The sequence below is a fragment of the Micromonospora sp. NPDC005806 genome (assembly GCF_042871425.1).
Classification (GTDB): Bacteria; Actinomycetota; Actinomycetes; order Mycobacteriales; family Micromonosporaceae; genus Micromonospora.
The window spans coordinates 93032-109487 of record NZ_JBIAIL010000019.1 but is presented as its reverse complement, the minus strand read 5'-3'; the positions used below and the strand labels follow the sequence as shown (position 1 = coordinate 109487).

20 protein-coding genes are annotated in these 16456 nt (G+C 73.9%); 7 read left to right on the top strand and 13 right to left on the bottom strand.

The window, feature by feature from the left end; genetic code table 11:
* Window positions 1–33: 33 nt before the first annotated feature.
* Window positions 34–1224 carry a thiolase family protein gene (locus ACFYOS_RS20515; protein WP_387143759.1) on the bottom strand — a complete coding sequence of 397 codons (1191 nt, stop codon included), beginning with the start codon at window positions 1222–1224 and terminating at the stop codon, window positions 34–36.
* 142 nt (window positions 1225–1366) lie between these two features.
* Here ACFYOS_RS20515 and ACFYOS_RS20510 point away from each other — a divergent pair, with 142 nt between their 5' ends.
* Window positions 1367–1945 (top strand): TetR/AcrR family transcriptional regulator, encoded by a 579-nt coding sequence (locus ACFYOS_RS20510; RefSeq protein ID WP_387143756.1) that lies wholly within the window; start codon window positions 1367–1369, stop codon window positions 1943–1945.
* 172 nt (window positions 1946–2117) lie between these two features.
* A complete protein-coding gene (locus tag ACFYOS_RS20505) occupies window positions 2118–2861 on the top strand; it encodes a zf-HC2 domain-containing protein (protein WP_387143753.1) in 744 nt (247 codons plus the stop codon).
* Window positions 2862–2874: 13 nt separating this feature from the next.
* On the opposite strand, the gene ACFYOS_RS20500 is transcribed toward ACFYOS_RS20505, so the two are convergent.
* From ACFYOS_RS20500 to ACFYOS_RS20490, 3 genes are all read right to left on the bottom strand, one after another.
* The gene (locus ACFYOS_RS20500; RefSeq protein ID WP_387143750.1) at window positions 2875–3450 is read right to left on the bottom strand and encodes a sigma-70 family RNA polymerase sigma factor; all 576 of its coding nucleotides are present in this window, start codon (window positions 3448–3450) and stop codon (window positions 2875–2877) included.
* Window positions 3451–3638: 188 nt separating this feature from the next.
* Entirely contained in the window at window positions 3639–4715 is a 1077-nt protein-coding gene (locus tag ACFYOS_RS20495) for an NYN domain-containing protein (RefSeq protein ID WP_387143747.1), read from the bottom strand.
* A gap of 65 nt (window positions 4716–4780) precedes the next feature.
* Window positions 4781–5251: a molybdenum cofactor biosysynthesis protein gene (locus tag ACFYOS_RS20490; protein WP_387143744.1), complete on the bottom strand. Its 471-nt coding sequence runs from the start codon at window positions 5249–5251 to the stop codon at window positions 4781–4783.
* A gap of 106 nt (window positions 5252–5357) precedes the next feature.
* On the opposite strand from ACFYOS_RS20490, the gene ACFYOS_RS20485 reads away from it, so the two are divergent.
* Window positions 5358–5690 carry a putative quinol monooxygenase gene (locus tag ACFYOS_RS20485; RefSeq protein WP_387143741.1) on the top strand — a complete coding sequence of 111 codons (333 nt, stop codon included), beginning with the start codon at window positions 5358–5360 and terminating at the stop codon, window positions 5688–5690.
* A 26-nt stretch (window positions 5691–5716) separates the two neighbouring features.
* On the opposite strand, the gene ACFYOS_RS20480 is transcribed toward ACFYOS_RS20485, so the two are convergent.
* The 3 genes from ACFYOS_RS20480 to ACFYOS_RS20470 form a co-directional block, all read right to left on the bottom strand.
* Entirely contained in the window at window positions 5717–6034 is a 318-nt protein-coding gene (locus ACFYOS_RS20480) for a hypothetical protein (RefSeq protein WP_387143738.1), read from the bottom strand.
* 269 nt (window positions 6035–6303) lie between these two features.
* Complete coding sequence (locus tag ACFYOS_RS20475; protein ID WP_387143736.1) at window positions 6304–7023, bottom strand: hypothetical protein; 720 nt, start codon at window positions 7021–7023, stop codon at window positions 6304–6306.
* Window positions 7016–7471 (bottom strand): RNA polymerase sigma factor, encoded by a 456-nt coding sequence (locus ACFYOS_RS20470; RefSeq protein WP_387143733.1) that lies wholly within the window; start codon window positions 7469–7471, stop codon window positions 7016–7018. The genes ACFYOS_RS20475 and ACFYOS_RS20470 overlap by 8 nt, the downstream gene beginning before the upstream one ends.
* Before the next feature lie 201 nt (window positions 7472–7672).
* On the opposite strand from ACFYOS_RS20470, the gene ACFYOS_RS20465 reads away from it, so the two are divergent.
* Window positions 7673–8923, top strand: a complete 1251-nt coding sequence (locus ACFYOS_RS20465) for a YncE family protein (protein ID WP_387143730.1) — start codon at window positions 7673–7675, stop codon at window positions 8921–8923.
* 63 nt (window positions 8924–8986) lie between these two features.
* Here the strand turns inward: ACFYOS_RS20465 and ACFYOS_RS20460 are convergent, their stop codons facing one another.
* On the bottom strand, window positions 8987–9319 hold the full coding sequence (locus ACFYOS_RS20460; protein WP_387143727.1) for a nuclear transport factor 2 family protein: 333 nt from the start codon (window positions 9317–9319) through the stop codon (window positions 8987–8989).
* A 206-nt stretch (window positions 9320–9525) separates the two neighbouring features.
* On the opposite strand from ACFYOS_RS20460, the gene ACFYOS_RS20455 reads away from it, so the two are divergent.
* A complete protein-coding gene (locus tag ACFYOS_RS20455; protein WP_387143725.1) occupies window positions 9526–10290 on the top strand; it encodes a DUF427 domain-containing protein in 765 nt (254 codons plus the stop codon).
* A 200-nt stretch (window positions 10291–10490) separates the two neighbouring features.
* Here ACFYOS_RS20455 and ACFYOS_RS20450 read toward each other — a convergent pair whose 3' ends face one another.
* Window positions 10491–12065: a Na+/H+ antiporter gene (locus tag ACFYOS_RS20450; RefSeq protein WP_387143722.1), complete on the bottom strand. Its 1575-nt coding sequence runs from the start codon at window positions 12063–12065 to the stop codon at window positions 10491–10493.
* 77 nt (window positions 12066–12142) lie between these two features.
* Window positions 12143–12763, bottom strand: a complete 621-nt coding sequence (locus tag ACFYOS_RS20445; protein ID WP_387143719.1) for an L-threonylcarbamoyladenylate synthase — start codon at window positions 12761–12763, stop codon at window positions 12143–12145.
* A gap of 119 nt (window positions 12764–12882) precedes the next feature.
* Here ACFYOS_RS20445 and ACFYOS_RS20440 point away from each other — a divergent pair, with 119 nt between their 5' ends.
* Window positions 12883–13236 carry a hypothetical protein gene (locus ACFYOS_RS20440; protein WP_387143716.1) on the top strand — a complete coding sequence of 118 codons (354 nt, stop codon included), beginning with the start codon at window positions 12883–12885 and terminating at the stop codon, window positions 13234–13236.
* A 160-nt stretch (window positions 13237–13396) separates the two neighbouring features.
* Here ACFYOS_RS20440 and ACFYOS_RS20435 read toward each other — a convergent pair whose 3' ends face one another.
* The 3 genes from ACFYOS_RS20435 to ACFYOS_RS20425 form a co-directional block, all read right to left on the bottom strand.
* Window positions 13397–14191, bottom strand: a complete 795-nt coding sequence (locus tag ACFYOS_RS20435) for a hypothetical protein (RefSeq protein ID WP_387143713.1) — start codon at window positions 14189–14191, stop codon at window positions 13397–13399.
* A gap of 112 nt (window positions 14192–14303) precedes the next feature.
* Complete coding sequence (locus ACFYOS_RS20430; protein WP_387143710.1) at window positions 14304–15191, bottom strand: aldolase; 888 nt, start codon at window positions 15189–15191, stop codon at window positions 14304–14306.
* Window positions 15188–15415: a hypothetical protein gene (locus ACFYOS_RS20425; protein ID WP_387143707.1), complete on the bottom strand. Its 228-nt coding sequence runs from the start codon at window positions 15413–15415 to the stop codon at window positions 15188–15190. Before ACFYOS_RS20425 ends, ACFYOS_RS20430 begins: the two co-directional genes overlap by 4 nt.
* Window positions 15416–15607: 192 nt before the next feature.
* On the opposite strand from ACFYOS_RS20425, the gene ACFYOS_RS20420 reads away from it, so the two are divergent.
* A complete protein-coding gene (locus ACFYOS_RS20420; RefSeq protein ID WP_387143705.1) occupies window positions 15608–16345 on the top strand; it encodes a GntR family transcriptional regulator in 738 nt (245 codons plus the stop codon).
* Window positions 16346–16456: the final 111 nt, after the last annotated feature.

The window sequence follows — 16456 nt, the reverse complement described above, 5'->3', positions numbered from 1 at the left end:
GGCGCTGTGAATCGGCTGGGAGCCCGCAGGCCGTCAGGCGTCGAGGCGCTCGATGATCGTGGCGTTGGCGGTGCCGCCGGCCTCGCACATGGTCTGTAGGCCGTACCGGCCGCCGGTGCGTTCGAGGACGTGCAGCAGGGTGGTGGCGAGGCGGGCGCCGCTGGCCCCGAGCGGGTGGCCGATGGCGATCGCCCCGCCGTCGATGTTCACCTTTGCCGGGTCGGCACCGGTCTCGGCGAGCCAGGCCAGCACCACCGAGGAGAACGCCTCGTTGACCTCGAACGCGTCGATGTCGTCGAGGGTGACGCCGGCCCGGGCGAGCACCCGGGCGGTGGCCGGGATGATGCCGGTGAGCATGAAGATCGGGTCGTCCCCGACGACCGTCGCGGTGTGGATCCGGGCGCGGGGGCGCCAGCCGCGCCGCCGGGCGGTCTCGCTGGTGGTGAGCAGCAGGGCCGCCGACCCGTCGTTGAGCGGGCTGGAGTTGCCGGCGGTGACCTTCCAGTCGATCTCGCCGAAGCGCGCGGTCCAGTGCTCGGCGGCGAAGGCCGGCGGCAGCTCGGCGAGCCGTTCCACCGTGGTCCCGGGCCGGATGGTCTCGTCCATGGCGAGGTCGACACCGGGCAGCGGGGCCACCTGGCGGTCGAACCGTCCCTGCCGCCAGGCCTCGGCGGCCCGCCGGTGGCTGGTGGCGGCGTACTCGTCGAGCCGGGTGCGGGACAGGCCCCACTTGCGGGCGATCAGCTCGGCGCTGACGCCCTGCGGGATGAGGCCGCCGGGGTAGCGCGCGGTGACCGCCGGCCCGGCGACGTCGGCCCGGGCGCCGTCGACGACGGCCGCGCTGCCGATCGGCACCCGGCTCATCGACTCCACCCCGGAGGCGACGACGATGTCGTACGCCCCGGCGACCAGACCCTGGGCGGCGAAGCTCAGCGCCTGCTGGCTGCTGCCGCACTGCCGGTCCACGGTCACCCCGGGCACGGACTCGGGGAACCCGGCGGCGAGGGCGGCGAGCCGGGTGGTGTTGGTGCTCTGCTCGCCGACCTGGCCGACCGCGCCGCCGATGACATCGTCGATCTCGACCGGGTCGAGGCCGGGGACCCGGGCGACGAGGCTGCGCAGCGCGTGCGCGTGCAGCTCGACGGGGTGGACCTCGGGGTACGCGCCCCGCTTCGCCTTGCCGACGGGGGTTCGTACCGCCTCGACGATGACCGCGTCCCGCATCGCTGCCTCCTGCCAGTTGAACCGGACCGATCGGTCCGGGACCGAGTGGTCCGATCCTGCGCCGCCCCGACCGCGCCGGTCAATCGCTGCCGGACCGATCGGTCCGTTATCCTCGCCACAGCAGACGGGAAGGGAGGAGCCCATGGCGCGCACCGCCGCCCCCGGGAGCCGGGAACGAATCCTGCGCACGGCCGGCGACCTGTTCTACCGGCACGGCATCCGAGCCGTCGGGATGAACCAGGTGATCGACGCGGCCGGCTGCGGCAAGAACCTGCTCTACACCCACTTCCCCAGCAAGAACGACCTGGTGGCCGCGTACCTGCGGGCCTGCCGGGCGGTGCGGGACCGGGAGTCGGCGGCGGCCACGGCGGGTCTGGCGGACGACCCGGCGGCGCGGCTGCGCGCACTCATCGCGGAGATCGCCGCCAGCGCCGCCCGGCCGGACTTCCGCGGCTGCGCGTTCCGGATGTACCTCACCGAGTTCCCCGACGACGCGGGCGAGCCCGCCCGGATGGCCCGGGACTACCTGCACGACACCCGGGCCGAGATCGACGACCTCATCGTCCGGCTGGACGTGGCCGACCCGGGCCAGCTCGCCGACCGGATCTGGCTGATCGTGGAGGGGCTCTACGCGACCGCCGCCCGGCCCGACTCGGCCGCGGCGTCCGCCGCCGCGACCCGACTCGTCGACGACCTGCTCGCCGGCGCCGCGCCCCGCTGAGCGGTCACCCGGCCAGCCAGGCGCGGGCACACCGCGGAACCGGGTGGAAGGGGCGCTGCCTCGAGCAGCCGGTCGCGGGCCGCCGCCATCGCGCCCGGGCCGAGTGGCCCGAGCCGCCGGGAAACCACGGGCCGGCGGGAACCCGACGGGCGGCACCGACGACTATCCGTACATGGCGTGTGAGCAGTGGCGGGAGATCCTGTCGGCGCAGCTGGACGGCGAGGCGTCCGGATCCGAGGGCGCGGCGGCCGAGGAACACCTGACGGGCTGCACCGGCTGCCGGGCGTGGTTCGACGCGGCGGTGGCGGTGACCCGGCGGGCGCGTACGCACGTGGTGCCGGAGGTGCCCGACCTCGTCGACGCGGTGCTCGCGGCGCTGCCCCCGGCGCCGGTCCGGCCGGCCTGGCGGGACCGGGTGGCACTCGTGTTGCGCGCCCTGCTGGGGCTGCTGGGCGCGGTGCAGCTCGTGCTCGGGCTGACCCAGATCGGCCGGGACGCGGTCGTCGACCACGTGCACACCGCCGGCCAGCACCTGTGGCACGAGTCCGCCGCGTGGAACGTGGCCGTCGGCGCCGGGTTCCTCTTCGTCGCGCTCCGGCGGTCCACCCCGACGGGGCTGCTGCCGATGCTCAGCGCCTTCGTCGCCACCTTGGTACTGCTGTCGGTGAACGACCTGATCACCGGGCAGGTGGCGGTGCCGCGGCTGGTCAGCCACGGTGTCCTGATCGTCGGGTGGGCGGTCATGATGCTGCTGTCCCGGCCCCGGTGGCGTCCGGGCGGCAGCCCGCCGCAGCGGGGCCGCGCCTCCGGGTCCCGGTGGTCGCTCCGGCTGGAGGACCAGCCCGAGCCGGCGCCGCTGCGGCTGCTGCCGCCGGCGCCGTACTCCGCGCAGGCCCGGCACCGTCGGGCCGCCTGACCGGCGGGCGGGCTCAGACCACCCGGCTGCCCCGGGCCGGTCGGGCACCGCCCTGCCAGGCGGCGACCAACTCCTCCCGGGCCCGGGCGACCCGGGACCGGATGGTGCCGACCGGGCAGCCGCACACCTCCGCGGCCTCCGCGTACGACAGGCCGACCACCTGGGTGGCGACGAAGGCCTCCCGCCGCTCCGTCGGTAGCGCGGCGATCAGCCGCCGAAGGGTCACCGCGTCGTCGCTACCCGCGGTCACCGCGCCGGCCGTCTCGGCGGCGGCCTCCCAGTCGGGCAGGGCGGCCACCCGGGGCCGGGCCGTCGTGGTCCGGACGTGGTCGACGGCGACCCGGCGGGCGATGGCGAAGACCCAGGTCCGGGCCGAGGAACGGCCGGCGAAGCCGGGCAGACTGCGCAGCGCGCGCAGGAACGTCTCCTGGGTGAGGTCGTCGGCCTCGCCCGGCCCGGCCAGGTGGGTGAGGAACCGCCACACCGGGCCCTGGAGGGCCCGGATGAAGGCTGCCGCGGCCTGCTGGTCGCCCCGCCCGGCCCGCTGGGCCCAGCGGGTCACCTGGTCGTCGTCGGACTCCGCGATCATGCGGCCGGCCGCCGCCGTCGTCCGGGCACGGTCATGATCAACAGTACGGGGCGTGGCGCCGATCGGTTCATCCCTCGGGTCCTCCTCCGACCTCACCGCCGGCCGGCCACCGCTGCCGCGGTGGCCCGTCAGGTGTTGGTCGGCGCGGGCGGCGAAAAGGTTCCCGGCGGTGTGGTCTTCTGCCGCGGTCAGGTGGTCCCGGGGGTGAGCAGGTAGTCCTCGTGGTCCGGGTCCCACCGCAGGTCGACCAGCCCGCTGGTGGCCGCCGCCTTGCCGAACTGCAGGAAGCTGCGGTAGCCCAGCTTCTTCTCGCTGAAGTCCGGCCGGGCTCGGCGGAGCTGGTTCTTCAGCCCGGACAGCGCCACCGCGCCGTCACCGGCGGCCAGCTCCGCGACCACCGAGCGGAGCAACTCGAACGCCGCCTCCCGGTCGCCCCGCTCCGGCAGCGACACCTCGGGGTCGCCCTTGGCGGGCCCCTCCCCCAACTCGACGACGTTCTGCTCGGCTAGATGGCGCAGCAGCTCGCCGAAGGTGCGGAAGCCGTAGTCGGACTCGCTGAAGGTGGGGTCCTTGCGGAGCAGGGTCCGCTTCAGCCCGGAGGCGGTCACCTCCCCGCCGGAGCTGCCCTGCAGGCCGGCCACCGTCTGGGCCACGAGGACCGCGAGCGTGTCGACATCGCGGGCGGCTTCCTCCTCGGCCACCGCGGTGGGCTCGGGCTGCGGCTCCAGCGGCGGCTGCGGCTCGGCCGCCCGGGCCGGGCGCGCACGCCGCCCCGCCGCCGGCGGGATGTCGACCCCTTCCAGGCGGTCGTAGTAGAGGAACTCGTCGCACGCGGGGGGCAGCAGCGCCGAGGTGGACTTCTCCACGCCGACGCCGATCACCCGCTTGTTGAGTTCCCGCAGCTTGTGCACCAGCGGGGTGAAGTCGCTGTCGCCGGTGCAGATCACGAAGGTGGAGATGTAGCCGCGCTCGAAGGCCAGCTCGACGGCGTCCACCGCCATCTTGATGTCGGCGGCGTTCTTCCGCGACGCGCCCATCCGCTGCGGAATCTCGATGAGTTCGACGTGGGAGCGGGTGAGCATGCGCCGGTCCTCGTCGAAGTACGACCAGTCGGCGTACGCCCGGCGCACGACCACCCGTCCCCGCTCGGCGAGGGCGTCGGCGATCGGGCGGAAGTCGAAGGGCCTGCCGCCGTGATGGTCACGTACGCCCAGCGCCAGGTTCTCGTAGTCGAGGAACAGCGCGATCCGGTCTTCCTGATCCACGCCGCCCAGCCTACGACGCGGCGAACGATCGGCAACCAGGGTCGGCGGCGAGTTGATCGGGGCGTTCACTCGACGACGGCGGTGACCGGGCCGACCCGGAGCAGGCCGTCGGTCAGGGGCTCGCAGCGGACGCCGCCCTTGCCCCGCAGCCCCTTCCAGGTGCCCGGCCCGACGGTGACGTCCATCCAGGCGCACGGATGCGCCGGGCGGTGCACCCGCAAGCGGACCGGCCCGTCCCCGGAGTCCAGGACCAGCACCCGGCCCACCAGGTCGTCGACGGCGAGGCCGGCGGTGAGCACGTTGCGCCTGACCTGGGTCAGGTCGGCCCCGGACGGTAGCGACTCCTGGGCGATCAGCGTCACACTCGCCTCCCGGTGCGCCGGCTGGCCGAAGTACCGGTCGCCAACGATACCGAGGCCCGCCCGGATCCGTACCTCCTCGACCAGCTCCCCGGGCGGCGCCGGCGCCGGACCGTCCGCCGGGCGGCCCACGTAGCGGTGCACGGGCGAGGCCAGCAACTGGACGATCCGTGACATGGGGCGATTCTAGGGACCGGCAGCGGGTATGCCGGGCCGCTTTCGCGCCCAGCCCTCGGCCAGGGGGAGCCGGCCAAGCGCCGTCGGGCTCGGTAGCCTGAGGCGCATGATCTTCATTACCGCCAAGTTCCGCGTCCTGCCGGAGCACGCCGACCGGTGGCCGCAGATCGCCGCCGACTTCACCGAGGCCACCCGGGCCGAGCCGGGCTGCCTGTGGTTCGACTGGTCCCGCAGCCTCGACGACCCGGCGGAGTACGTGCTGGTCGAGGCGTTCCGGGACGACGAGGCCGGCGCGGCGCACGTGCAGTCAGCGCACTTCCGCGAGGCGCAGCGCACCCTGCCGCCGCACCTGGCCGACACGCCGCAGATCGTGAACGTCACGGTGCCGCAGCAGGACTGGTCGCGGCTCGGCGAGATGGCGGTCCCCAAGGGCCGGTGACGGCGGTCGCTCGGACAGCCGGCGGGTCAGCTGTCGGCGTACACGAGGTCCATGGTGTCGGTGCGTCCGGACCACCGCAGGACCAGGTGCCAGCAGCCGGCCTGCGGCATGTCGATGATCGACGGACCCGGACCGCCGGCGACCTCCCGGGTCACCCGCGTGTCGGTGCCGTCCAGCGTCGCGGTGATCTCCAGCGTGGCCGGCGCCGTCGTGGCGGGCGGCGTCGGGACGGGGCGGGCGACCCAGAGGATCTTGTTGTTGCTCCCGTCGTCCCTGCCCACCGCCAGCGGGTACGCGAACAGCGCCGCGACGATGTCGCCCTTCGCGCCCAGGACGTGCGGCATCCGGGCGTCCCCGCTGAACCCGGCGCGCGCCCACTCGGGCAGGGCTCCCAGGTCGACGCGGGGGGCGCAACCCGTCGCGGCGGCCGCTCCGGCCGGCGCAGCCGCCGGCCGACTCCCGGTCGTGCAACCCGCCAGCAGGACCACCGACGCCAGCAACACCCTGCCCCGTACCACCATCTCACGCCCCCGACCATCTCGATGTGCCTGCCATCATCGAGACACCGGCCGAGCTCGCCCGGTTCCCGGTCCTGCCTCGCGCCGTCCTGGCCCTAGCCCAGCGAGCCGGCGACGGCGACCGCCTCGTCTCTGGTGAGGTTGCCCTCCAGTCGGTAGCTCACCCCGGACTCCTGCCAGATCAGGGTCGAGGCCGCGAGCCGCGCGGTCTCCACCCGCACCGTGCCGGTGCGATCCACATAGGCCACCGGGTGCGGGCCGTCCACCCAGACGGCGAAGTCGCCGTCGACCTGGACCAACTCCACACCAGGTCCGCTGGCCTGCTTCTGGAAGACGACATCGAGCTGGCCGTCGAACGCGTCGAGGCGCAGCGCGCCCCCGCGGTACAGCAGCGTCGCCACCCGGTAGGTACCCGTGCCGTCGGGGTCGGCGACCAGCACCCGCTCGGGCGGGCCCAGCTTCGCCGGCACGCGGATCGGGAAGCGCACCAGCCGCTGCGCCTCATCGAGCGCGACCGGCCGCTGCGACGGCAGTGGTGACGGAGTGCCGGTGGGCGACACCGGCACCGGCGACGCGCCGATGACGACCCCGGCGAAGCGCAGCAGCCCGGTCACCGCGTCGGCGACGGCGGCCCGCCCCGGCGGCAGCGCGGCGACGAGCAGGGCGGCGACCGCCGCGGCGAGCCAGTAGCGCCAGCGGCGTCGCCGCGGCGCGGGAGCGGCCAGGCGGGCGCGTACGCGGGCGGTCACGTCGGGCGCCTCGGGCGTCTCCAGCCACGCCGAGAGGTCGTGCAGTTCCCGTTCGAGGTCACGCACGGCGCACCACCTCGTGGTCGAGCAGCCCACGCAGCTTCGCCAGGGCCCGGGACGTCCGCGACTTCACCGTGCCCCGGGCCACGCCCAGCATGGTCACGGTCTCGTCCTCACTGAGGTCGAGGAAGAACCGGCAGACGATCACCTCACGGTCCTTCACCGGCAGCAGGCGCAGCGCCCGCACCAGCGCGGCACGGCGCTCCGCCGCGAGGACGGCGCCCACGGCGTCGTCCTCGACGGCCTCCGACTCCTGGTTCGCCGCCGCGGCCCGCAGGACGAGCCCGTCCCGCCGACTGCGGGACCGGTGCAGGTTGCGGGTCTCGTTGGCGACGATCGCGAGCAACCACGACCGGAAGGCGGACTGTCCCCGGTAGCGGGACAGGTTGCGGTATCCCTTCACGAACGCCTCCTGGATGACGTCCTCGGCGTCCGGACCGGCACCGAGCAGCACCGCCGTCCGGTACGCGGACGCGGTGTGCCGGGCAACCAGGAGTTCGTACGCCTCCAGGTCACCGGCCCGGGCGCGGGTGACAAGCTCGTCGTCGTCCAGGGGAAACCTCCGGTCGGTTCACTCTCATGACACCGCCCGCGCCGCCCGGGTTCCACCCCTTGGCGGTGGGAACTTCGCCGGGTCGGACGGTGTCACCCGAGCATGACCGCCACCACACCGATCTCGCGCCGCACGCTGCTGACCCTGCTCGCCGGCGCCGGCGCCGCCACGCTGGCCGGCTGCGACCCCACCCGGGCGGCGGCCCCCGCCGTCGCGATTCCCGACGCGCTGCTCGTCGACGTCGACGGCGCGGTCGGCGTGCTGCGCGGCACCGACCGGCGGACCATCCCGCACGCCGTCGCCACCGCCGACGGGCTGGCCGTCTACGCGACCGCACCCACCGGTCCCGACACGGCCTTCTGGCGGGTGCACACCGGCACCGGCGACAGCTCCCCGCGAGTCACGCTGCCCGGGCGCTGGCTGCCGCAGGCCGTCTCCGCCACCGGCACCCTGGTGGCGCTCACGCCGGGCCGGTCGGCCGTCACCGACGGGCGTCCGGCGGGGCGGGAGGTGACCCCGGTCCTGGTCGCCGACGTGACCGGGGTTCGACACCGGCTGGAGCTGCGGGGCAACTTCGTGCCGGAGGCGTTTACCGCCGACCTCGGCGGGCTGTTCGTCCTCGAATGGCTTCCGGCGACCGCGCCGGACCGCTACCGGGTGCGTCTCGTCGACCTCGCCACCCGGGCACCCGGCCCGCTCTCCACCCGGACCAAGACGCCGATCCCGCCCGGCGCCGAGGAGGAGATGCGCGGCGACGGCCGCCAGGCCGTGCTCGCCCCGGACCGCACCACCCTCTACACGCTCTACACCCACCAGCCCGACCATCGGCACACCCGGGACCTGGTGAGTGGACGCCCGGGCAACGCGCACGCGTTCGTCCACACGCTCAGCCTCGGCGAGCGCTGGGCGTACTGCATCGACCTGCCGCACCCGTTCGGAGAAGCCCCGGCGCGGGGCCACGCCATGGCGATCAGTCCCGACGGAGGGCGACTCTTCGTCACCGACATCACCTCGGGGGCCGTCGCGGAGATCTCCACGGTGGACCTCACGGTGGTCCGGACGGTCACCCGGGCCGCCGGCGCGGGCACCGCCCACGCCACCACCGACGGCCGCAGTCTCTTCGTCGGCGCCGGCACCACGGTACGCAGCCTGGACCTCGCGGCGCTGGACGGCGCGGCCGGCTGGCCGGTCCGCGAGCCGGTCACCGGCCTGGTGCCCAGCCCGGACGGCAGCCGCCTCTACGTGGGCCAGCGCGACGCGGTGAGCTGGCACGACCCGGCCACCGGCAGGGAACTCGGCCGCGTCGCGGTCCCCGGGCTGGTGGCCGTACGCGGTCTCGCCGGAAACGGGTGACCGGACGGCGCAAGCCGGCCGGAGTCGGTCCAACCGCCCACCGTTGACCGCGCTCGGCCGGTGCTACGGCCGGATGTCGAGGGCCCCGATCAGTCCGTCGCGGAGCGTGAAGCGGTGCCGCAACCGGACCGGACTGCCCGGAAACGTGCCCGAGACGAGGGTCGTCACCACCAGGTTGCCGCCGGCCTCCTCCTCGACCCCCTCCGGGACGGCCCGGTAGTCGAACTCGGCCGCGGTCCGCTCGCGCCAGGCACGGATTGCCGCCGGGCCCTCATACGTCCGGTCTTCGTCGGCGACGATCGCGTCGTCGGTGAAGCAGGAGACGAAGGCGTCGATGTCGGGTTCCGCGGTCAACTGGTAGTAGCGGACAATCACGGCGGGAACGGTCGTGGTCATGTGGCTCTCCTCGCGTGTCGCGGGCCGCGTACCCGGCGAGGCACCGCTCATTCGTCCTGGACCTTGCGGCCGGCGGCATTCGTCCGCCACCTCTCCACGTCGACGCGGGGCCGGGCAAGCGGCCGAGGCGCCTCAGGGACGCACCGGCCGTGCACGTGGGGCCGCGCCGATCGTTGCACCGGTGACGTCGCAGCAGAGGAGGAGCCGTGCCGGACTACCCGAAGGCGATCGCGCCCGTCGACCGCATCGAGCCGGTGCCCCGCCGGATCCGCGCGTTTCTCGCCGGTGAGCCGGTGCTGGACACCAGCCGCGCGCGGTACGTGTGGGAATGGCCGTTCTACCCGCAGTACTACGTCCCGGTCGCCGACGTGCGGCGGGACCTCCTCGTCGACGAGCAGCACACGGAGGAGTCGCGGCGCGGCACCGCCCGGGTGTACGGGCTGCTGGTCGGCGGCGCCAACCGTGACGCCTGCGCCCGCTGGTACGGCGACGACGCGCTGCCCGGGCTGGCGGACACGATCCGGTTCGACTGGACCGCGCTGGACGCCTGGTTCGAGGAGGACGAGGAGGTGTTCGTCCACCCCCGCAACCCGTACGCCCGGGTGGACGCGCTGCGCTCCACCCGCCACGTCCGGGTGGAACTGGACGGGACCGTCCTGGCCGAGTCGACGTCGCCCGTGCTGGTCTTCGAGACCGGCCTGCCCACCCGGTACTACCTGAACCGCACCGACGTGAACTTCGCGCACCTCGCCCCGTCGGCGACGCGGACCGCCTGCCCGTACAAGGGCCGGACCAGCGCCTGGTGGTCGGTCCGCGTCGGCGACACGGTCCACGAGGACCTGGCCTGGTCGTACGACTTCCCCACCGCGGCGCTGCTGCCGATCGCCGGGCTGGTCGCGTTCTACAACGAGAAGGTCGACCTGATCGTCGACGGGGAACGGCTGAGCCGACCGAAGACGCACTTCTCCTGAGCGGCATCCTCGGCGCGGCAGTGGCCCCGGTGACGCGGGTCGGCATAGCGTGAGGCGGACGCCCGCCCGGGCTGACCCACTAAAGCATCTTCAGCTCGCCGCTGTTCGCCGCCGCCACCCTCGCCTTCCTCGACGACCGGTCGAACTGACCGGCCCGACACCGCCGGATCGGGTCACCCGGGCCCCCGGAAGCTGGCCGGTCAGTCCTCGGGTTCCGGGCCGAGCAGCCGGATCTCCTCGATGTCGACGGCGGCCTGCAACTGGCGCAGCACCGCGTCGTCGATCTGGTTGGTGTCCCGCAGCCGGGTGACCTCCCGCCGCTTGTGGTCGAGCACCTCGATGCGCAGCCGGCGGGCGATCTCGCGCTCCTGCTCGGTCTCCTCGGTCCGCGGCGCGCGGACGTCCTCCAGGTGGTCCTGGTAGTCGGAGCGGAGCCGCTCGACGGCGTCCGGCGAGGCGCCGAGGTCGGCGGCGACCTGGGGCAGCGCGGCCAGCGCGGCCTCGGTGGCCCGGATCCGGGCCGAGCGCACCTCGTGTTCGCGTTCCTCGTCGCCCATCAGCCTGGCCCACTTCACCACGGCGGGCAGGGTGGTGCCCTGCACCACCATGATCAGCACGATCACCACGACGGTGACGAAGATGATCAGGTCGCGTTCGCGCACGGGGGTGCCGGCGTGGGTGGTGACCGGGACGGCGATCGCGGCGGCGAGGGAGACCGCGCCCCGGAAGCCGGCCCAGCCGGCGGCGGTGCGGACCCGCGCGTCGAAACGGCGGGCCTGGCGGAACTCCCGCCGGTCAAGTCCCTGGAGGGCGGACACGGACAGGTGCACCCAGGCCATCCGGACGGCCGTCACGACCAGCGCGATCAGCACCGCGATGCCGAGCGACTGCGTCGGCGAGTGGCTGGTGATGGCGCGCAACGACCGGGGCACCTGCATGCCGAGCAGAACGAAGAGACCGCCGTTGACCATGAAGGTGGAGAGGTCCCAGAACGCGTACGCGGTGATCCGGGAGCGGGCCCGGATCACCCGCGGCCCGGCGTACGAGAGCACCAGGCCGGCGACCACGACCGCGAGGACCCCGCTGGCGTGCACCACCTCGGCGAGCAGGAAGGCGACGAACGGGGTGAGGATGCTCAGCCCGCCCTCGCGCAGCGGGTCATCGACGTGCTTGCGGATGAAGATGACCACCCCGCCGACGAGCAGCCCGGCGGCGATCCCCCCGAGGGACTTGCCGACGAACTGGCCGGAAAGGGCGAGCGGCCCGGGGATCGCCCCGCCGGCGATCACCCCGACGGTCACGGCGAAGAGCACCAGGGCCGTACCGTCGTTGATCAGGCTCTCCGCGCGCAGCGTGGTGAGGATGCCACGCGGCATCCGCTTGGCCAGGCCGGCGACGGCCGCGGCGTCGGTCGGCGCGAGGACCGCGCCGAGCACCCAGGCCGCCGCCGGCTCCACCCCGAGGGCCTGTGCGGCGTACGCGACGGCGACCATCGTGATGATCACCAGGGCGACGGCGAGCAGGGCGATCACGCCGAGGTTGGCCCGGATCTCGCGCAGGCTGATGACCAGGCTCTCCCGGTAGAGGATGGCGGGCAGGAAGAGCAGCAGCACCACGTCCGGTTCGAGGACCACGTGGCGAAACGGGGGCAGCAGGCCGAGCAGGGCGCCCATGCCGATGAGCAGCACGGCCGGGGCGACGCTGTACCGGCCGCCGATCGTGGTGCCGATGAGCACGGTGGTACCCAGCACCGCGATCAGCACGAGTGCGCTCACGTCGTACCCCCGTCACCCGCCCACCGCGTCCCACGGTGCCGCACCGCGGCGGCGCGGCGGGGTGGAACGGCGAATCGCTACTCGAACCGGGCGGTGTCTCCGGCGCCGCGGCGCAGGATCTCCGGCTCGGGGCCGGACAGGTCGACCACGGTGGTCGGCTCCAGGCCGCAGTCGCCGGCGTCGACCACCGCGTCGACCTGGTGGTCGAGCCGTTCCTTGATCTCCCAGCCCTGGGTCATCGGCTCCTCCTCGCCGGGGAGCAGCAGGGTGCTGGAGAGCAGCGGTTCGCCGAGCTCGGCGAGTAGCGCCTGGGTCACCGTGTGCCTCGGCACGCGCACCCCGACGGTGCGCCGACGCGGGTCCTGCAACCGCCGGGGCACCTCGGCGGTGGCCGGCAGGATGAACGTGTAGCTGCCCGGGATGCAGGCCTTGACCAGGCGGAACATCGCGTTGTTGACCTTGACGAACTGGCCGAGCTGGGCGAAGTCCGCGCAGACCAGGGTGAACGGGTGCCGGTCGTCGAGCTTGCGGATCTCCCGGATCCGGTCGACCCCCGTCCGGTTGCCGAGCTGGCAGCCGAGGGCGTAGCAGGAGTCCGTCGGATAGGCGATCAGGCCGTCGTCGCGGAGCAGGTCGACGACCTGCCGGAGCACCCGGGGCTGGGGGTTGTCCGGGTGCAGGTCGTAGTACCTCGCCACGTCGGTCAGCCTATGCCGCGAGCGAGCGACCCGCGAGTCCGGGGAAAAGTCGTGGCGACCAGGTTTGCCGCGTCGGCGTACTGGAAAAGGTGGGGCCGCTCGAAGAGGGGGACTCATTCATGTCCGAAGCCAGCACAGACCGCGCCGACCGACCGGCCGAGGTGACCGACCCGCTGCTGTGGGGCCTGGCCGCCGCCGTGGCCGACGCCCACCAGCCCGACGATGAGCGGGTCTGCGTCAGCCCGAGCTGCGTCGGCGCGGCCTGGCCCTGCGCCGCCTGGAACAGCGCCCAGGAGGGGCTGCGCGCCGCGCGGGCCGCGCGGCCGGCGCCGCCACCGGCCACCGAGGCCGCCAACCGGCGCCCCGACGACCCGCCGCCCAGGTGGTCCACCGAACTGGGTCCGGCCGTCCCGTCGGAGGCCGCAGCCGTGCCGGCCGGCCCGGAGCAGCTGGCCGTCGCCTCCGTTGCCTGAGCTCCGCTCCGGTCGGCCTTTCCCGTCCGGGTCGAGCGCCGGGCGCGGCCGGTTGACGAACAGCAGCGCCCCGCCGAACACTGGCCTGCCGTGGCCGCACAGCGAGCGCTGCCGCCTGCCGGCCGGCCGGACGCGGTTCGGCCAGCGGCCGTCGCCCCTGCTATTTCTCGCGGCTGACGACTTGATTGTCGCCCTTGGCTCCGAAGTGCGAGCGCAGCCTGGACAGTTCGGCTTCGGTGCCGATGTCGGGGCGCTGGCCGGGCTGGTCCACGTAGTGGCGGATCGTGTTCGCGAGGAACGCGGGATCCACCTGCAACTGGCCGACGGGCAGCAGGTGCGGCCTGGGCCGACCCCCGAGCGTGGGGCCGGCCGTGCGGTAGAGCCACAGGTTGCGGGGCCGGCGGCCGGGCGGGGGTGGCGGGCCGCCGGGAGCCAACTCGTTCCAGCCGATGCTCCGGCGGGAGGTCATCCGCTGCACCGTGATCCCGTCCGGGTTCAGCGCCACGCGTGGCCGGCTGACCAGCAGCAGCACCACGGCGAGCACGGACAGCAGACCCACGATGACGATCGAGGTCAGTGCCGCGTAGTCGATCTGGGCGAGGCGCAGCCGGTCCGCGTTGGGCACGCGTTCGGTCAGCACCGCGCCCGCCGCGATCCATAGCACGACGATGGCGGCTGTACCGATGTCGTGCGGGGAGGCAGGGGCGACAAATGCGCCGTCGTCGAGCTGGAACGACGCGGGCCGGCGCGGGACGGCTCTGAGGACGGTCAGGTAGTACAGGCCGACGGGAACCGCCAAGCTGGCCGCGGCACCTGCGACCCAGACCAGCAGACTGACGCCCGCCGGCCACTTCTGCCAGGTCATCGGGGTCAACCAGAACGTCGCCGCCAACCGCAGCGCGAACGCCAGCAACCCGAAAGGCAGGGCGAGTATGCGAATCCGGTTCACCGACACGCGAGCAGCGTAGGACCACCGCACCAGCCGGGCGAGGAACGTCACCACCGCCTGCGCCACCGTCAACCTGCGCGTCGCTCGCCTCCCGCTCGGGTCAACGGCAGGTGCAAGCTCATGCCTCCTGCCTCGTGGGCAGCAGCGAATGGGCCAGGTCGACCGCGGCGGCCACGTCGTCGTCAGGCGGGTACAGCAGCGCCCGGCCGACCACCAGTCCGCGCACGCCGGGCACCCGCAACGCCCGCTGCCAGCGGGCGTAGACCACGTCGGGGGCCTCCGTCGGATCGCCGCCGAGCAGTAGCACGGGCAGGGTGGTCGCGGCCATCACCCGGTCCATCTCGTCGATCGCCGGCAGCTTCAACCAGGTGTACGCCGAGGTCGTCCCGAGCGCCTGCCCGACGCTCACGCTCTTGATCACCGCCTCGGGGCTCAGGTCCACCCGCACCCGCCCGTCGGCCCGGCCGACCCACAGCGGCTCGACCAGGGCCACCGTGCGGCGCGCGGCGAGCGCGCTGACCGCCCGGGCGCAGGCCTGCAGTGTGGAGGCGGTGCCGTGGTCGTCGGGGTCGATCCGGCACAGCATCTTGCCGCCGTCGTAGCCCATCGCGGCGATGGTGTCCGCGTCGTACGCGGTGAACCGGTCGTCCAGCTCGAACGCGGCGCCGGAGAGGCCGCCGCGGTTCATCGAGCCGATCGCCAGCCGGTCCTCCAAGGCCCCGAGCAGCAGCAGGTCCTCGAGGATGTCGGGGGTGCCGAGCACCCCGTCGACCCCCGGCCGGGACAGGGCGAGCCGCAACCGGTCGAGCAGGTCGGTACGACCGGCCATGGCCATCGGCCGGTCCCGCACGCCGAGGGCGGCGCGGGCCGGGTGGTCGGCCGCGATGACGAACAGCGGCCGGTCGTGGTCCGGCCACGGTCGGCGGGTGCGCCGGGCCGCCGCCTCGGCGATCGCCTGCGGCCGGTGCGCGCGGGTGAGGGTCAGTGCCTCGTACTCGGTGCTCACCGGTCTCCTTCCGGGACCCGCGCCCCGGTGACCGCGGCGAGGTCCAGCTCGTCGGCGTGGATCTGCAGGTCGCGCTGCGCCCGGTGCACGTAGTCGGCGAAGGCGACGTTGGTGGGGCTGCCGCCGAGGACCCGGCCGGACGTCTCGACCTCGGCCAGCGGCGTGCCGATCTGCAGTGGATAGCTGTCCACTCCGACCCGGCCGATGGTGGGCACGTCGAGCATGCGGCGTCCTTCCGCCGGGCCGGCGACGGCGTCACCGCCGGCTCGAACCTGGTCATTGATTGGTAACAGTGGCCGTGGGTTGTGTCAATGTGTTGTCCTGACATCCTTCAGCTCTGCTCCGTGACCGTTTGGGTACAGTGACGCCAACATCGCGCCCCCGACCCCCTGGGCATCCGTGACGAGGAGGTCCCCGTGACCGGCCCCGAGATCGTCGTCGACCGGAGCAGCCCGGTCCCGCTCTACTTCCAGGTCGCCGAGCAGTTCACCGCCGCGATCCAGCGCGGCGACCTGTCGCCTGGCGACCGGCTGGACAGCGAGTTGCAGCTCGCCGACCGGCTGGGACTGTCCCGCCCCACCGTCCGGCAGGCCATCCAGCACCTGGTGGACAAGGGGCTGATCGTGCGGCGCCGGGGCGTGGGCACCCAGGTCGTCCGCAGCGAGGTCCGCCGCGCGGTCGAGCTGACCAGCCTGCACGACGACCTCGCCCGGGCCGGGCGGCAGCCGTCCACCTCCGTGCTGGAGCTGACCACCGTGGACTGCCCGACGGCGGTGGCGGCCGCGCTCGGCATGACCGCGGGCACCCCGGTGCAGCATCTGCGCCGGCTGCGGTTCGCCGATGGCGAGCCCCTCGCGGTGATGGAGAACTGGCTGCCGCTCGACCCGGTCCGGCTCTCCCTGGAGGCCCTGCAGGCCCGTGGCCTGTACGCGATCCTGCGCGCTGCCCGGGTGCGGGTCCGCAGCGCCCACCAGCGGATCGGCGCGCGGGCCGCCACCGCCGCCGAGGCGCAGATGCTCGGCGAGCGGCGCAACGCCCCGCTGCTGACCATGGCCCGCACCGCCTACGACGACCAGGGCCGCCACGTCGAGCACGGCGCGCACATCTACCGGGCCTCCCGGTACGTGCTGGAGGTGACCGTCGCCGAGCGGTGACGGTGAATGTTTCGCACTGATTTCAGTGACAGGTATTTACGTCGTCAGGCTGTCATGACATTGTGGCCGACAACCACCGCCGGTGCGTACCCGCGGCCGGCGGGGCGACCC

What these genes read in the sequence shown, in the direction of transcription:
- ACFYOS_RS20500 (WP_387143750.1), bottom strand. Translation starts at nt 3,450, where the DNA reads ATGATCGCGGAGTCCGACGACGACCAGGTGACCCGCTGGGCCCAGCGG.
- ACFYOS_RS20465 (WP_387143730.1), top strand. Translation starts at nt 7,673, where the DNA reads ATGACCGCCACCACACCGATCTCGCGCCGCACGCTGCTGACCCTGCTC.
- ACFYOS_RS20425 (WP_387143707.1), bottom strand. Translation starts at nt 15,415, where the DNA reads ATGCTCGACGTGCCCACCATCGGCCGGGTCGGAGTGGACAGCTATCCA.
- ACFYOS_RS20510 (WP_387143756.1), top strand. Translation starts at nt 1,367, where the DNA reads ATGGCGCGCACCGCCGCCCCCGGGAGCCGGGAACGAATCCTGCGCACG.
- ACFYOS_RS20505 (WP_387143753.1), top strand. Translation starts at nt 2,118, where the DNA reads ATGGCGTGTGAGCAGTGGCGGGAGATCCTGTCGGCGCAGCTGGACGGC.
- ACFYOS_RS20485 (WP_387143741.1), top strand. Translation starts at nt 5,358, where the DNA reads ATGATCTTCATTACCGCCAAGTTCCGCGTCCTGCCGGAGCACGCCGAC.
- ACFYOS_RS20515 (WP_387143759.1), bottom strand. Translation starts at nt 1,224, where the DNA reads ATGCGGGACGCGGTCATCGTCGAGGCGGTACGAACCCCCGTCGGCAAG.
- ACFYOS_RS20480 (WP_387143738.1), bottom strand. Translation starts at nt 6,034, where the DNA reads ATGCCGCACGTCCTGGGCGCGAAGGGCGACATCGTCGCGGCGCTGTTC.
- ACFYOS_RS20490 (WP_387143744.1), bottom strand. Translation starts at nt 5,251, where the DNA reads ATGTCACGGATCGTCCAGTTGCTGGCCTCGCCCGTGCACCGCTACGTG.
- ACFYOS_RS20440 (WP_387143716.1), top strand. Translation starts at nt 12,883, where the DNA reads ATGTCCGAAGCCAGCACAGACCGCGCCGACCGACCGGCCGAGGTGACC.
- ACFYOS_RS20460 (WP_387143727.1), bottom strand. Translation starts at nt 9,319, where the DNA reads ATGACCACGACCGTTCCCGCCGTGATTGTCCGCTACTACCAGTTGACC.